General features: G+C 72.5%; 15 protein-coding genes. 11 read left to right on the top strand and 4 right to left on the bottom strand.

The window, feature by feature from the left end; all coding sequences use genetic code 11:
• Positions 1-49: 49 nt before the first annotated feature.
• Together ACWDXC_RS39070 and ACWDXC_RS39065 are read left to right on the top strand one after the other, a co-directional pair.
• Entirely contained in the window at positions 50-967 is a 918-nt protein-coding gene (locus ACWDXC_RS39070) for a zinc-binding dehydrogenase (protein ID WP_449990957.1), read from the top strand.
• Positions 968-1,082: 115 nt separating this feature from the next.
• Positions 1,083-2,102, top strand: a complete 1,020-nt coding sequence (locus tag ACWDXC_RS39065; RefSeq protein ID WP_449990954.1) for an ABC transporter permease — start codon at positions 1,083-1,085, stop codon at positions 2,100-2,102.
• Positions 2,103-2,243: 141 nt separating this feature from the next.
• On the opposite strand, the gene nuoH is transcribed toward ACWDXC_RS39065, so the two are convergent.
• Genes nuoH through ACWDXC_RS39045 form a run of 4 tightly spaced genes read right to left on the bottom strand, consistent with a single transcriptional unit; the run spans position 2,244 to position 4,631 of the window.
• Complete coding sequence (gene nuoH, locus ACWDXC_RS39060) at positions 2,244-3,185, bottom strand: NADH-quinone oxidoreductase subunit NuoH (RefSeq protein WP_357584616.1); 942 nt, start codon at positions 3,183-3,185, stop codon at positions 2,244-2,246.
• Positions 3,178-3,708 (bottom strand): NADH-quinone oxidoreductase subunit C, encoded by a 531-nt coding sequence (locus tag ACWDXC_RS39055; protein WP_219504609.1) that lies wholly within the window; start codon positions 3,706-3,708, stop codon positions 3,178-3,180. Before ACWDXC_RS39055 ends, nuoH begins: the two co-directional genes overlap by 8 nt.
• Positions 3,705-4,226 (bottom strand): NADH-quinone oxidoreductase subunit B, encoded by a 522-nt coding sequence (locus tag ACWDXC_RS39050; RefSeq protein WP_443681282.1) that lies wholly within the window; start codon positions 4,224-4,226, stop codon positions 3,705-3,707. Before ACWDXC_RS39050 ends, ACWDXC_RS39055 begins: the two co-directional genes overlap by 4 nt.
• Positions 4,227-4,259: 33 nt before the next feature.
• Entirely contained in the window at positions 4,260-4,631 is a 372-nt protein-coding gene (locus ACWDXC_RS39045; protein WP_219504607.1) for an NADH-quinone oxidoreductase subunit A, read from the bottom strand.
• Positions 4,632-4,715: 84 nt separating this feature from the next.
• On the opposite strand from ACWDXC_RS39045, the gene ACWDXC_RS39040 reads away from it, so the two are divergent.
• The 9 genes from ACWDXC_RS39040 (at position 4,716) to ACWDXC_RS39000 (ending at position 13,811) form a co-directional block, all read left to right on the top strand.
• Entirely contained in the window at positions 4,716-6,182 is a 1,467-nt protein-coding gene (locus ACWDXC_RS39040) for a polysaccharide deacetylase family protein (protein ID WP_449990949.1), read from the top strand.
• Positions 6,183-6,215: 33 nt separating this feature from the next.
• Complete coding sequence (locus ACWDXC_RS39035; RefSeq protein ID WP_357584620.1) at positions 6,216-6,305, top strand: putative leader peptide; 90 nt, start codon at positions 6,216-6,218, stop codon at positions 6,303-6,305.
• A gap of 121 nt (positions 6,306-6,426) precedes the next feature.
• The gene (locus tag ACWDXC_RS39030) at positions 6,427-8,271 is read left to right on the top strand and encodes a 2-oxoacid:acceptor oxidoreductase subunit alpha (RefSeq protein ID WP_449990946.1); all 1,845 of its coding nucleotides are present in this window, start codon (positions 6,427-6,429) and stop codon (positions 8,269-8,271) included.
• Complete coding sequence (locus ACWDXC_RS39025) at positions 8,264-9,310, top strand: 2-oxoacid:ferredoxin oxidoreductase subunit beta (protein WP_364167792.1); 1,047 nt, start codon at positions 8,264-8,266, stop codon at positions 9,308-9,310. Before ACWDXC_RS39030 ends, ACWDXC_RS39025 begins: the two co-directional genes overlap by 8 nt.
• Positions 9,311-9,331: 21 nt before the next feature.
• Entirely contained in the window at positions 9,332-10,264 is a 933-nt protein-coding gene (locus tag ACWDXC_RS39020) for a hypothetical protein (RefSeq protein ID WP_449990943.1), read from the top strand.
• A gap of 12 nt (positions 10,265-10,276) precedes the next feature.
• On the top strand, positions 10,277-11,158 hold the full coding sequence (locus ACWDXC_RS39015) for an NAD-dependent epimerase/dehydratase family protein (RefSeq protein ID WP_449990941.1): 882 nt from the start codon (positions 10,277-10,279) through the stop codon (positions 11,156-11,158).
• A 75-nt stretch (positions 11,159-11,233) separates the two neighbouring features.
• Positions 11,234-11,896 carry a polysaccharide deacetylase family protein gene (locus tag ACWDXC_RS39010; RefSeq protein ID WP_357584626.1) on the top strand — a complete coding sequence of 221 codons (663 nt, stop codon included), beginning with the start codon at positions 11,234-11,236 and terminating at the stop codon, positions 11,894-11,896.
• On the top strand, positions 11,896-12,816 hold the full coding sequence (locus ACWDXC_RS39005; protein ID WP_449990938.1) for a glycosyltransferase family 2 protein: 921 nt from the start codon (positions 11,896-11,898) through the stop codon (positions 12,814-12,816). The genes ACWDXC_RS39010 and ACWDXC_RS39005 overlap by 1 nt, the downstream gene beginning before the upstream one ends.
• Positions 12,816-13,811 (top strand): GNAT family N-acetyltransferase, encoded by a 996-nt coding sequence (locus tag ACWDXC_RS39000; protein WP_449991063.1) that lies wholly within the window; start codon positions 12,816-12,818, stop codon positions 13,809-13,811. Before ACWDXC_RS39005 ends, ACWDXC_RS39000 begins: the two co-directional genes overlap by 1 nt.
• Positions 13,812-13,828 lie beyond the last annotated feature (17 nt).

The following is a 13,828-nucleotide window of genomic DNA, read 5'->3' as shown; positions in this document are numbered from 1 at the left end:
GGCACGGCCGGCGAAGCACGGCCGACGCGGCACGTGAGAAGGAGCGACGATGCGAGCCCTCGTCTACGACCCGGCGGCGCCCCACCGGCTTTCCCTGGGGCAGGCGCCCGATCCCGAGCCGACGCCCCGGCAGGCGCTGGTGGAGGTCGCGGCGGTCTCGTTCAACTACGGCGAGATCGCCTTCCGGCCGGCCGACGGGCGGCCGGGGCACGTCTCCGGGTGGGACGCCGCCGGGGTGGTGGTGCGGCCGGCCGCCGACGGGTCGGGGCCGCCCGCCGGCACGCCCGTGGTCACGTTCGGCTGGTCGGGCGCCTGGGCGGAGTTGCGGGCGGTGGACACCGACGAGCTGGCCGTGGTGCCGGACGGCGTCGACCTGGGGACGGCGGCCGCGCTCCCCGTGGCCGGGGTGACCGCGCTCCAGGCGGTGCGGCTGCTCGGGCCGCTGGTCGGGCGGCGGGTGCTCGTCACGGGCGCCTCCGGCGGCGTGGGCCGGTACGGGGTGCAGCTCGCCGCGCGGGCGGGCGCGAGCGTGGTGGCGTCGGTGGGCAGTCCGGCCCGTGGGGAGGGGCTGCGTGAGCTGGGGGCGGCCGAGATCGTCATGGGGCCGGCGGCGATGGCCGGACGGGTGCACGGCGTGGTGGACAGCGTCGGCGGGCAGCAGCTCGCCGAGGCGTTCAACCGGCTGGCGGACGGCGGCGTCGTCCAGGCCGTCGGAATGGCCTCCCGGGAGCCGACGCTGATCGACTTCGAGGAGGCGCGGACCCGGGTGGACCGGGGCCGATTGGAGACGTTCAACCTGGCCACGCCGCTGGGGGACGACCTGGCCTACATGGTCGGGCTGCTGGCGCGGGGCGAGCTGGACGCGCAGGTCGGCTGGCGGGGGCCGTGGGAGCGGGCGCTGGAGGCGGCGGACGCGCTGGTCGGCCGGCGCGTCGCGGGCAAGGCGGTGCTGGACCTGCGGGGTTGACGCATCCCCAAGAGGTTGACGCACCCTGCCGGATTGACTCACCCCTGCTAGGTTGACGCATCCTTGACGGCCTGGCGCGTCCGGGCCGGTCGGGCTGCGGGTATGCGACCAGGTGATGTCCACGAAGATGCCCCGCGACCCGCGAGGGGTGCGGGAGCTGTGGTCGGCGTTCGTCAACTCGCCGTTCCTGCCCGCGACCGTGCTGGTATTCATCCTGGCCGCCGCGGCGGGCCTGTTCGCGGGCTCGTACACGTACGCGATGGCCAGGCCGGCGCCGCACCGGATCCCGGTCGCGGTCGTCGGCACGGGTGACGCGGTGAAGCGGGCGGCGTTCGTGGCGGGGATGGACGGGGCTCTGGACGCGGCGCTCGACCTGCGGGAGTTCCCCACGTACGCGGGGGCGGCGCGGGCCGTGGAGGAGCAGCGGGTGTTCGGCGTCGTGCGCGTGTACGGGGACCGGGCGTGGCTGGACGTGGCGGGTGCGGCGGGCGCGTCGGTGGCGCAGTTGCTGGCGGAGGCGGCGCCGAGGGTGGGGGCGCGGATCGGCGTGGCGGTGACGGTGCGGGACGTCAAGCCGCTCCAGCGGGGCGATCCGCGCGGGCTGGCGCTGTTCTACATCTCGCTGGCGGCGGTGATCATCGGGTTCGTGGGGGCGATCCAGCTCAGCGTGCACGCGCGGGGGCTCAAGCCGCTGGAGCGGATCGGCTTCACCGCCGCCTACGCGCTGGCGGGCGGGTTCGCGATCGCGGCCGTCGTGGACTGGCTGCTGGGGGCGCTGTCGCTGCCGTTCGTGGAGTCGTGGCTGATCCTGGCGTTGACGATGTTCACCTCCGGGATGGTGTTCACCATGTTCAACACGCTCATGGGCCGGTGGGCGATGGTGCCGACGTGGGGCGTGATGGTGCTGATCGGGAACCCGTCGTCGGGCGGGGCGGTGTCGTGGCCGCTGCTGCCGTCGCCGTTCGGCGCGATCGGGCGCTGGCTGCCGCCGGGCGCGTCGGTGAACGCCCAGCACACGGCGGTCTACTTCGGCGGGCACCAGCACCCGCTGCCGTTCCTGGTGCTGGCCGGGTGGGCGGCGGTGTCGTGCGCGGTGTTCTGGACGTGGCGGCACCGGCACCCGGGCGGGCGGTGATCAGGGCAGCGCCTGGGGGCAGGCCCTGACGAGGTCCAGGTACTCCTGCCTGCCGATCCGGTGCACGGCCAGCGCCCGTACAGGGTCAACCGCACGCTTGATCACCCCCACCCTCACGACGTACGGGAGGAGCCGGAAGTTTCAGATCAGGACCTTGACCACGCCGGTGAGGGCGAGCTGGAGCAGCGCCAGGGGCACCAGCACGGCCCAGGCGAGCTTCTGCAACTGGTCCTCGCGCAGGCGGGGGAACGTCACCCGCAGCCAGATCACCACGAACGCCAGCAGGAACATCTTGACCAGCGTCCACGCCCAGCCGGGCAGCAGCGGCCCGTGCCAGCCGCCGAGGAACAGCACGGCCGTCAGGAACGACAGCACCACGATCCCGGCGTACTCGGCCAGCATGAACAGCGCGAACCGCATGCCGGTGTATTCGGTCATCGGCCCCATGATGATCTCGGACTCGGCGATCGGCATGTCGAACGGCGGCCTGCGCAGCTCGGCCAGCCCCGCCAGGAAGAACACCACGCCGCCGACGGCCTGCCACGGCAGCCACCACCACTGCCACGCCTCGACGATGCCCGGCAGCGACAGCGTGCCCGCCGCCATCGCCACGGAGGAGGCGGCCAGCACCAGCGGCAGCTCGTACGCGACGAGCTGGGCGGCGGCGCGCATGCCGCCGAGCACCGAGTACTTGTTGGCCGACGCCCAGCCCGCCATGATCGCGCCGAGCACGCCGACGCCCATGACCGCGAGCACGAAGAACAGCCCCAGGTCCAGGTCGACGCCCACGAACCCGTCGTCGAACGGGATCGCGATCAGCACCAGCAGGTAGGGCACCAGCGCCACCCCGGGCGCGATCATGAACACCCGCCGGTCGGCGGCGGCCGGGATGACGTCCTCCTTCTGCATGAACTTGACGCCGTCGGCGATGAGCTGCGCCCAGCCGTGGAACCCGCCCGCGTACATGGGGCCGAGCCGCGACTGCATGTGCGCCATGACCTTGTGCTCGGTCTGCCCGACGATCAGCGGCAGCGCGAGGAAGGCGATGAGGATGACGGCGAAGTGCAGCACCACGTCAAGCATCGGGCGTCGCCCCCCAGTCGGCCGGGACTCCCGGCGGCAGCGTCTTGCGGCGGCTCGGGGCGCCGTGGCCGGACTCGCCCGGCTCCTTCGCGCCGGGCCACTGCTTGGCGACCCGGGCGGCCAGGATGAAGTCCTTGCGCAGCGGATGCCCTTCGAACCCGTCGGGCAGCAGCAGCGGCACCAGGTGGGGGTGTCCTTCGAAGATCACCCCGAACATCTCGTACGTCTCGCGCTCGTGCCAGTCGGCGCCCCGGTAGACGCCGACGGCCGTCGGCAGGCGCGGGTCGGCGCGCGGCACCCGGGTGCGCAGCAGCAGCCGTTCGCGGGTGGCGGGGTTGTAGACGTGGGCCACGACGTGGAACTCGTCGGGCGGCTCGTCGACGCCGGTCAGCCAGTCGAAGAAGGAGAACCCCAGCTCGTCGCGGACCCGGGTGAGCAGGGCGATCCAGTCGCCGGGCGCGACGTCGACGACGGTGTCGCCGAAGGAGTCGGTGACCTGGGCGTGCTCGCCGAAGCGGGTCACCTCGCCTCCCCGGAGGGCAGGTAGCGGTCGCCGAGCCGTTCGCCCGCGATCTTCTCCTGAAGCTTCATGATGCCGTAGAGCAGCGCCTCGGGCCGGGGCGGGCAGCCGGGCACGTAGACGTCGACGGGGACGATCTGGTCGACGCCGTTGGTGACGCAGTAGGAGTCCCAGTAGGGGCCGCCGGTGTTGGAGCAGGCGCCGAACGAGATCACGTACTTGGGGTCGGGCATCTGCTCGTAGAGCCGTTTGACGGCCGGGGCCATCTTGTCGGTGACGGTGCCGGAGACGATCATCAGGTCGGCCTGGCGCGGCCCGTTGGCGAACGGGATCACTCCGAACCGGATGAAGTCGTGCCTGCTCATCGAGGTGGCGATGAACTCGATGGCGCAGCACGCCAGCCCGAAGTTGAACACCCACAGCGAATAGCGCCGTCCCCAGTTGAGCACGAACCGCATCGGCTTGGGCGCCAGCCGGGAGATCGGCCCCACCGTGGGCATCGGAAGATCCGTCGCTGCCATGTCTGCCATTGTTGCGCGGATCGGGGGCGAGAGCTATGTCCAGGTCAGGACGCGCTTGCGCCAGGCGTAGAGGATGCCGAGGGCGATGAAGCCGAGGAAGACGAACATCTCGGCCAGCGTGGTCAGGCCGTAGCCGGGGGCGTCGAAGATCGTCGCCCAGGGGAAGAGGAAGACCGCGTCGACGGCGAAGACGACGTACAGGTAGGTGAAGACGTAGTAGCGGACCTGCGACTGGGCCCAGCCGTCGCCGACGGGGTCGACGCCGCACTCGTAGGAGGTGAGCTTGTCGGCGGTGGGGCGGGCGGGGCGGAGCAGGCGGTTGATCAGCATGGCTCCGGCCACGATCGCGACCCCGATCGCGAGCAGCGCCGCGACCAGCAGGTAGGACCCGTAGTAGCCGTCCACTCCGCGATGGTAACCCAGTCAAAGCTAACGCCCCATCCCCCCAAAATAGGGCAAACAGTATGATCCGCCGCATAGTGTGCATGCATGCCCAGATTGCGATTGCTCGGTGGGATCGCGCTGCTGGCCGTCTCCGCCACTGGATGCGGGATGGCCGCGGCCGCCCCCGACCGGGAGGCCACGGTCCCCGCGGAGCCCACCAGGATCGACTTCGTCGACCCCGCGACCGTGGCCGGGCTGGCCCCGCGCACGCTCACGGAGGGCGAGAGCGCGGGACGCCACGTGCACATCAGCTACCCGGAGCTCCCGGGCGCGGCGCGGCTCAACGCGCTGCTGCGCCAGGAGGCCGAGCGCGAGCTGCGCGACTTCCACGACACGACCTCCGCCGTCGACAGCCTGCCCCGCCCCGAGCTGAACGTGGACTGGCAGCTCGCCGCCGCCGGCGACGTGGTGGGCGTGCGGCTGCGCACCGGCGAGTACCGGGGCGCCGACTGGGGCAACGCCACCCGCACCTTCTGGTACGACCGCCACACCGGCCGCGCCACCGGCTCGGCCGGGCTGCTGGCCGGGACCGACGCGCTGCGCGAGGTCTCCCGCCTGGTCAGGAACGGCCTCAAGGAACGCGGCCCGGACGTGGACCGTGACCAGGTCTCGGCCGAGCGCGGGAAGCTCGACTCGATGGCCTTCAACGCCGACGGCGACCTGGTGGTGGAGTTCGACGACTGCCAGATCGGCCCCTGCTCGCTCGGCCGCCTCGCCGTCGCCGTCCCGGCCGCGAAGGTCACGCCGCTGCTGTCACCGACGGGCCTGCGCGCCCAGCAGTCCGTACGGGAGTCCGCGCGGCAGGTGGCGCGGGCCGCCTACACGCCCAAGCGGTCGGTGCCCGCCGCCGCCAGCGACCGCGCAGGCACCGTGGACTGCGCGGCGGTCAAGTGCGTGGCGCTGACCTTCGACGACGGGCCGGGGCCGTACACCGCCGAGCTGCTCGACGTGCTGCGCGAGGCCGGCGCCAGGGCCACGTTCTTCCCCGTCGGCAGCGGCGTCGCCGCCGAGCCCGAGCTGCTGCGGCGCATGCGCGACGAGGGACACCTGGTCGGCAACCACACGTGGGACCACCGCGACCTGTCCAGGCTGCCCACCAGCAAGATCGCCGACCAGCTCGGCCGGGCGGGGGACGCCGTCGCCGCGGCCATCGGCCAGCGCCCCACGCTGGTGCGGGCGCCGTACGGGGAAGTGAGCCTGGACGTCAGGAACGTGGCGCGCGAGCGGAAGCTGTCGCTGGTCGGCTGGGACGTCGACAGCCACGACCGGCAGGGCGGCGACCCCGCCGAGATCGCCGCGCGGACGGTCCGCCAGGCGCATCCGGGGGCGATCGTGCTCATGCACGACCTCGACCGCACCGCCGTCGACGCCGTACCGGGCATCCTGGAAGAACTTCAGGGGAAGGGATACGCGTTCGTCACCGTTCCAGAGTTGTACGGAACGGCCGGCATGCAAGCTGGACGCGTCTACACGTCGGGAATCGGGCCCTCACGCAAGGAACCCCTGACGTAGGAGAACCGACGGGGGGACGTATAGTTGGCGGCTGTGACCCGAACCGTCCTCTTCGAACGTCTGCATGTGGATCTCTGCAGGCTCGCGTCAGGGCTGTGTCGTCGTTCTCCCACCTCTCCCTGAATTCCCACCGCGTCTACCCGCTTCGCGCGGGTGGCAAACGCGTGACCTCCCGAGGATCTAGCATGGAACAGAGAACGCGCCAGAAGCGACCGCGCCCCGGCGCGTCGAGGAGGACTGAGCTGTGACGAAGCAGGTCCAGCAACTCGATCGCGTGATCATCAGGTTCGCCGGAGACTCCGGCGACGGCATGCAGCTCACGGGCGACCGGTTCACCGCCGGCACCGCTGAGTTCGGCAACGACCTGTCGACGCTGCCCAACTTCCCGGCGGAGATCCGCGCCCCCGCCGGCACCCTGCCGGGCGTGTCGAGCTTCCAGCTCCACTTCGCCGACCACGACATCCTCACGCCGGGCGACGCGCCCAACGTGCTCGTGGCGATGAACCCGGCGGCGCTCAAGGCCAACCTCGGCGACCTGCCGAGGGGCGCCGACATCATCGCCAACACCGACGAGTTCACCAAGCGCAACCTGCAGAAGGTCGGCTACGCGGCCAACCCCCTGGAGGACGACTCGCTCGGCGAGTGGCGGCTGCACGCGGTGCCGCTGACCTCGCTGACGGTCAAGGCGCTCGAGGGCTTCGATCTGTCCAAGAAGGACGCCGAGCGCTCCAAGAACATGTTCGCCCTCGGCCTGCTGTCGTGGCTCTACCACCGGCCGACCGAGCAGACGATCAAGTTCCTGGAGCAGAAGTTCGCCAAGAAGCCGGAGCTGGCCAAGGCCAACATCGCGGCCTTCCAGGCGGGCTGGAACTACGGCGAGACCACCGAGTCGTTCTCCGTCTCCTACGAGGTCAAGCCGGCCAGGCTGGCGCCGGGCGTCTATCGCAACATCTCCGGCAACCAGGCCCTGGCCTACGGGCTGATCGCGGCGAGCGTGCAGTCCAAGCTGCCGCTGTTCCTCGGCTCCTACCCGATCACCCCGGCCAGCGACATCCTGCACGAGCTGTCCAAGCACAAGCGGTTCGGCATCCGCACCTTCCAGGCGGAGGACGAGATCGCGGGCGTCGGCGCGGCGCTGGGCGCGGCGTTCGGCGGCGCGCTGGGCGTCACCACGACGTCCGGGCCTGGCGTGGCGCTCAAGGCCGAGACGGTCGGCCTGGCGGTCACCACCGAGCTGCCGCTGATCATCGTCGACGTGCAGCGGGCCGGGCCGAGCACCGGCATGCCGACCAAGACCGAGCAGACCGACCTGCTGATGGCCATGTTCGGCCGCAACGGCGAGTCCCCGCTGCCGATCGTGGCGCCGATGTCGCCGAGCGACTGCTTCGACGCGGCCGTCGAGGCGGCCCGGATCGCGGTCAAGTACCGGACCCCGGTGATGCTGCTGTCGGACGGCTACCTGGCCAACGGCTCCGAGCCGTGGCGGCTGCCCGAGGTGTCCGAGCTGCCCGACATCTCGCAGGAGTTCACGACCGAGCCCAACGGCGAGGACGCCGCCTTCCTGCCGTTCAAGCGCGACCCGGAGACCCTGGCCCGCCCCTGGGCCATCCCCGGCACCGCCGGCCTGGAGCACCGGATCGGCGGCATCGAGAAGGCCGACGGCACCGGCAACATCTCCTACGACCCCAACAACCACGACCTGATGGTCCGCACCCGGGCCGCCAAGATCGACGGCATCGACGTGCCCGAGCTCGCGGTCGACGACCCCGACGGCGACGCCAAGGTGCTCGTCATCGGCTGGGGCTCGACCTACGGCCCGATCGCCGCCGCCGTGCGGCGCATCAGGAAGAGCGGCGGCAAGGTCGCCCAGGCGCACCTGCGCCACCTCAACCCGCTGCCCGCCAACACCGGCGAGGTGCTCAAGAGCTACGACAAGGTGCTGCTGCCCGAGATCAACCTCGGTCAGCTCGCGCTGCTGCTCCGGGCCCGCTTCCTCGTCGACGTCATCAGCTACAACCGCGTGCGCGGGCTCCCGTTCAAGGCGGAAGAGCTGGCCGGAGTCATCCAGGACGTGATCGACAGTGACTGAGCTTGTCAACGGGAAGGGCCTGTCGCTCGTCCCCAAGACCGACGCCAAGCAGGGCCTGAAGGACTTCAAGTCCGACCAGGAGGTGCGCTGGTGCCCGGGCTGCGGCGACTACGCGATCCTGGCGGCCGTGCAGAGCTTCCTGCCGGAGCTGGGGCTCAGGCGCGAGAACATCGTGTTCGTCTCCGGCATCGGCTGCTCGTCGCGCTTCCCGTACTACCTCAACACCTACGGCATCCACTCGATCCACGGCCGCGCGCCGGCGATCGCGACCGGGCTGGCGGCCAGCCGGCCCGACCTGAGCGTGTGGGTGATCACGGGTGACGGCGACGCGCTGTCGATCGGCGGCAACCACCTGATCCACGCCCTGCGGCGCAACGTCAACCTCAACATCCTGCTGTTCAACAACAGGATCTACGGTCTGACGAAGGGCCAGTACTCCCCCACGTCCGAGGTCGGCAAGATCACCAAGTCGACGCCGATGGGGTCGCTGGACAAGCCGTTCAACCCGATCTCGCTGGCGCTGGGCGCCGAGGCGAGCTTCGTGGCGCGCACCATCGACTCCGACCGCAAGCACCTGCAGTCGGTGCTGCGCGAGGCCACCGCCCACCGGGGCGCCTCGCTGGTGGAGATCTACCAGAACTGCAACATCTTCAACGACAACGCCTTCGAGCAGCTCAAGGATCCGGAGATCCGCGACGACATCACGCTGCGGCTGGAGCACGGGCAGCCGATCGTGTCGGCCTCCAAGGCCGTCGTCAGGAGCGCCAACGGCGGCATCGAGGTGGTCGCGCGCGACACCGTGACCGAGGACCAGATCCTCGTGCACGACGCGCACCACCCCGACCCGTCGGTGGCGTTCGCGCTGTCGCGGCTGGACGAGCCGGCCTTCGAGCACGTGCCGGTGGGCATCTTCCGTCAGGTCGACCGCCCCGCCTACGACGTGCTGATGTCCGAGCAGCTCGACGAGGCGGTGGCCCAGCAGGGTCAGGGCGATCTGGGCGAGCTGCTCATGGGCGGCGACACCTGGCGCATCGGCTGATTCCTGCGCGACGATGCCGGGGTGGCGAAGACGTGGTCGTATGTCATAGCCGCGGTCGCCGCCCTGGCCCTCGCCGTGACGATCGCGCAGGGGCTCGGCGAGCCCTCGGGTGAGGCCGCCCCGAGCCCCGCGCCCGTGAGCCCCACGTCCCTGTATCCCGTGCGCGCCGTCCCGGCGGGGTTCCCCGACGCGGCCTCCACCGGCGTGCGGCCCGGCACGAAGCTCACCGTCGTCACCGGCGACCAGGTCTTCGCCACGGACGGCGAGGTCGTGCAGGGCCGGGAGTTCCGCGGTTTCGTCGAGGTGACGGCGCGCGGCGTGACCTTCCGCGACTGCGTCTTCCTCGGCGGCGTCGCCGACCGCACCCGCCCGCTGCTCGACACCGAGCACGCCGCCGACACGGTGATCGAGGACTCGGAGTTCCGCGCGGCGCATCCGTCACCGTCGATCGACGGCGTCTGGGCGGCCCGCACGAAGATCTACCGGTCGGAGTTCTCCGGCACCGTCGACGGCGTCAAGGCCCACACCGGCACCCTCGTGCAGGACTCCTACATCCACGACCTGAGCTGGTTCGGCAGCGACCCCGACCAGGACGGCGGCCCCACGCACAACGACGGCGTCCAGGCGTTCGCCGAGCAGACCGGCGTGACGCTGGTGCGCAACACCATCGACCTGTCCAGCACCACCGACCCGAACGCGGCCGTCCAGTCGTCGGCCGACGACCTGCGGGTGGAGGGCAACTATCTCGACGGCGGCGCGTGCGTGGTCAACATCGACCACACGCCGCTCGGCCGCCCGCTCAGGGGGCAGCGCGTCACCGGCAACCGGTTCGGCCGCGGCTCCGCGCACGACTGCCCCGTCCTGCTGAGCACCCGCGCGGAGCTGGTCAGCGGCTCGGGCAACGTCTGGCACGACACCGGCGAGCCGATCCCGGAGCCGGAACGACACGACTAGCGGGAGAGCGACATGTGGCAGGACACGCGGGTGCTCGTCACGGGGGCGACCGGGTTCATCGGCGCCCATCTGGTCAGGCGGCTGGACGGGCTCGGCGCGCGGGTGCACACGGTCAGCCGCCGCCCGCAGGACGGGCCCCGCGCCCACCGGGCCGATCTGAGCGACGCCGCCGCCACCGCCGCGCTGGTCGCCGAGGTCGCGCCCGAGGTCGTCTTCCACCTGGCGAGCGAGGTCACCGGCGTGCGCGACCCGGCCGTGGTGGCGCCCACGCTGGCGGGCAACCTCACCGCCGCCGTGAACCTGATGACCGCGCTCACCGGCACGTCGGTGCGCAGCGTGGTGCTCGCCGGCTCGGTGGAGGAGCCGCGCGACGGCCTACCGCCCGGCTCGCCGTACGCCGCGGCCAAGGCCGCCGCGACCGGCTACGCCCGCATGTTCCACGCGCTGTGGCAGTTGCCGGTCTCGGTGCTGCGGGTGGCGATGGTGTACGGCCCCGGGCAGCCCGACACGGCGCGGCTGGTGCCGTACGTGACGCTGTCGCTGCTGCGCGGCGAGGAGCCCCGGCTGACGTCCGGGACCAGGATGGTGACCTGGGTGTACGTGGACGACGTGGTGGACGCGTTCGTGCTGGCCGGGGAGGGTGGGAAGGCGGCCGGAGAGGTGCTCGACATCGGCACGGCCGAGCCCGTCTCCGTCCGCGAGACCGTGGAGCTGCTGGCCGGGGTGGTGGGCGGGCCGGCCCGGCTCGCGTTCGGGGCGGTGGACGCGCGCCCGCTGGACCGCACGCAGCGCTCCGACATCGGGCCAGCCGAGCGGGTGCTCGGCTGGCGGCCGACGACCGGGCTGGAGGAGGGGCTGCGCCGCACGGTCGCGTGGTACGCCGAGCACCTGTAGTGGTACGCCGGCGCCTGTAACGGTCTAATCAGGGCCGCGATATCACTCCTGGCGGCTTTCTCACCAGGGGGCGGGATGCGGGCGGTAACCAACCTGACCGTGCACGGGATCGGGGAGGCGCCCCGCGAACTCGATCCGGGCGAGGATCTGACCTGGGTGAGCGTGGCGCAGTTCGAGCAGGTCATGGACGCGGTCGCCGGGCGGCCCGACGTGCGCGTCACGTTCGACGACGGCAACGCCTCCGACGTGGAGATCGCGCTGCCCCGGCTGGTGGAGCGCGGGCTGAAGGCCGAGTTCTTCGTGCTGGCCGGGATGCTCGGCGAGCCGGGCCGGCTCGACTCCGAAGGGGTGCGCGAGCTGCTGGGGGCGGGCATGCGGATCGGCTCGCACGGGTGGGCGCACCGCGACTGGCGCACGCTCGACGCGCGGCAGGCGGCCGAGGAGCTGTCGGCGGCGCACCGGCTGCTCGGGCAGCTCACCGGGGAGCCGGTGTCGCGGGTGGCGATCCCGTTCGGCTCCTACGACCGCGACGTGCTGCGGCGGCTGCGGCAGGCGGGCGTCACCCGGGCCTACACCAGCGACGGCGGCCGGGCCCGCGCCGACTCCTGGCTGCAGGCGCGCAACAGCCTGCGCAGCGACCTCGACGGCGGCTGGATCTCCCGGGTGCTCGGCGGCGGGCCTTCGCTGCCGCGCCGGGCGGCCAAGCTGGCCATGCGGCTGTACAAGCGGGTGCGCTGATGCCCAGGGTCGCCGTGGTGATCGTCACCTACAACAGCGCGGACGTGCTCGAAGGCTGCCTGGCGTCACTGCCCGCCGGGGCCGAGGGCGTGGAGCTGGCCGACGTGGTCGTGGCGGACAACGCCTCCAAGGACGGCTCCACGGCCATCGCCGACCGCGCCGACCTTCCGGTCAAGGTGGTGCAGCTCGGGCGCAACGCCGGTTACGCGGCGGGGATCAACGCCGGGATCGCGGCGCTCGACCTGGACGGGCTCGACGCCGTGTACGTGCTCAACCCGGACTGCCGGCTGCGCCCCGGGGCGATCGCGCCGCTGGTGGCGTGCCTGGCAGAGCATAGGACGGGGCCCCGGACCGGCATCGTGGCGCCGTACATGGTCAATCCGGACGGGTCGCTGCAGCCGTCGCTGCGGCGGGCGCCGACGGTGGCGCGGGCGCTCGTCGAGGCGGTGATCGGCGGCGATCGGGCCGGGCGGCTGGGCTCGCTGGGCGAGCTCGTGACGGACCCGCGCGACTACGCGCGCCCGGGGGCGTTCGCCTGGGTGACGGGGGCGGCGATGCTGCTCTCGGCCCGGATGGTGCGCGAGGTCGGGCCGTGGGACGAGTCGTTCCTGCTCTACAGCGAGGAGACGGACTACTGCCTGCGGGCCGCCGACCTGGGCTGGCGCACCTGGTACGAGCCCGCGTCGGTGATCGAGCACATCGGCGGCGACTCCGGCGTCAACCCGATGCTGGCGGCGATGCTGGTGGTCAACAAGGTGCGGCTGTATCGCCGGCGCAACGGCGTGGTGGCCGGGGCGGCGTACTTCGCGGCGGTGCTGGCGGGCGAGGCGGTCCGGGCGCTGGCGGGCCGCCGCACGGCGCGGGCGGCCGTGACGGCGCTGCTGCGCCCGTCGCGCCGGACGAAGGTGCTGCCCCAGTGATGCGGGTGGTGGCGTTCGACCGGCTCGGCACGGCCGAGCTGGACGCCTGGCACGCCCTGCACGCCGGCAACCCGGCGCTGGACAGCCCCTACTTCCACCCCGGTTTCGCCGCCGCCGTGCACGCGAGCGGGCGGGAGGTGCGGGTCGCCGTCGGTGACGGCGTGCTGGTGCCGCACCACCGGGAGGGCCGGACGCTGCGGCCGGTCGGCTGGCCGGGCGCGGACTTCCAGGGCCCGGTGCTGGCGGCCGGGGCCGCGTTCCGGCCGCTGGACCTGCTCGGGGGCGGGGCGGCGGCGTACGCGTTCGACCACCTGGTGGACGGGGCGCCCGGCTTCGAGCCGTGGGTGATCTCGCGCCGGCCGTCGCCGTACCTGGACGTGACCGGCGGGCTGGACGGCTATCTGGGCCGGGCCTCCCGCAGCGGCAAGGACAACATGGCCCAGGCCCGGCGCCGGGCCGGCAAGGCGGCGCGCGAGCACGGCGAGGTCCGCTTCGAGGCCGAGTCGGCCGACGCCGACGCGCTGGCCCAGGTGATCGCGCTGAAGCGGGCCCAGTACGCGGCCACCGGGGCCAAGGACCACTTCGCAGAGCCGGACCGGGTGCGCCTGCTGGAGAGCCTGCTGCGCACCCGCGACCGGTCGTTCGGCGGCGTGCTGTCGACGCTGCACGCGGGGCCGCGGCTGCTGGCCGCGCACTTCGGGCTGCGCGCGGGCGGGGTGCTGCACTGGTGGTTCCCGGTGTACGACCCGGAGTTCGCCCGGCTGGCTCCCGGCTGGATGCTGCTGCGCGAGCTGGTGTCGGCCGCGCCCGCGCTCGGCGTGACGCGCATCGACCTGGGCCGGGGCGAGGACGAGTACAAGCGGCGGGCCAAGACCGGCGAGACCCAGGTGTGCCAGGGCGTGGTGACGCGCAACCCGGTGCGCCGGGCGGCGGCGTCGGCGGAGACGCGGGCGCGGGCGTTCGTGAGAAGTGTCCGGTCCCGGACAGGTCAGTAACGTTCCAATCGGCATGC

It is taken from the genome of Nonomuraea sp. NPDC003214 (assembly GCF_053590035.1).
Note: the sequence above shows the minus strand (reverse complement) of the source record. Positions and strands in the feature narration are given on the sequence as shown.

What these genes read in the sequence shown, in the direction of transcription:
- ACWDXC_RS39070 (WP_449990957.1), top strand. Translation starts at nt 50, where the DNA reads ATGCGAGCCCTCGTCTACGACCCGGCGGCGCCCCACCGGCTTTCCCTG.
- ACWDXC_RS39065 (WP_449990954.1), top strand. Translation starts at nt 1,083, where the DNA reads ATGTCCACGAAGATGCCCCGCGACCCGCGAGGGGTGCGGGAGCTGTGG.
- nuoH (WP_357584616.1), bottom strand. Translation starts at nt 3,185, where the DNA reads ATGCTTGACGTGGTGCTGCACTTCGCCGTCATCCTCATCGCCTTCCTC.
- ACWDXC_RS39050 (WP_443681282.1), bottom strand. Translation starts at nt 4,226, where the DNA reads ATGGCAGCGACGGATCTTCCGATGCCCACGGTGGGGCCGATCTCCCGG.
- ACWDXC_RS39040 (WP_449990949.1), top strand. Translation starts at nt 4,716, where the DNA reads ATGCCCAGATTGCGATTGCTCGGTGGGATCGCGCTGCTGGCCGTCTCC.
- ACWDXC_RS39015 (WP_449990941.1), top strand. Translation starts at nt 10,277, where the DNA reads ATGTGGCAGGACACGCGGGTGCTCGTCACGGGGGCGACCGGGTTCATC.
- ACWDXC_RS39010 (WP_357584626.1), top strand. Translation starts at nt 11,234, where the DNA reads ATGCGGGCGGTAACCAACCTGACCGTGCACGGGATCGGGGAGGCGCCC.
- ACWDXC_RS39005 (WP_449990938.1), top strand. Translation starts at nt 11,896, where the DNA reads ATGCCCAGGGTCGCCGTGGTGATCGTCACCTACAACAGCGCGGACGTG.
- ACWDXC_RS39000 (WP_449991063.1), top strand. Translation starts at nt 12,816, where the DNA reads ATGCGGGTGGTGGCGTTCGACCGGCTCGGCACGGCCGAGCTGGACGCC.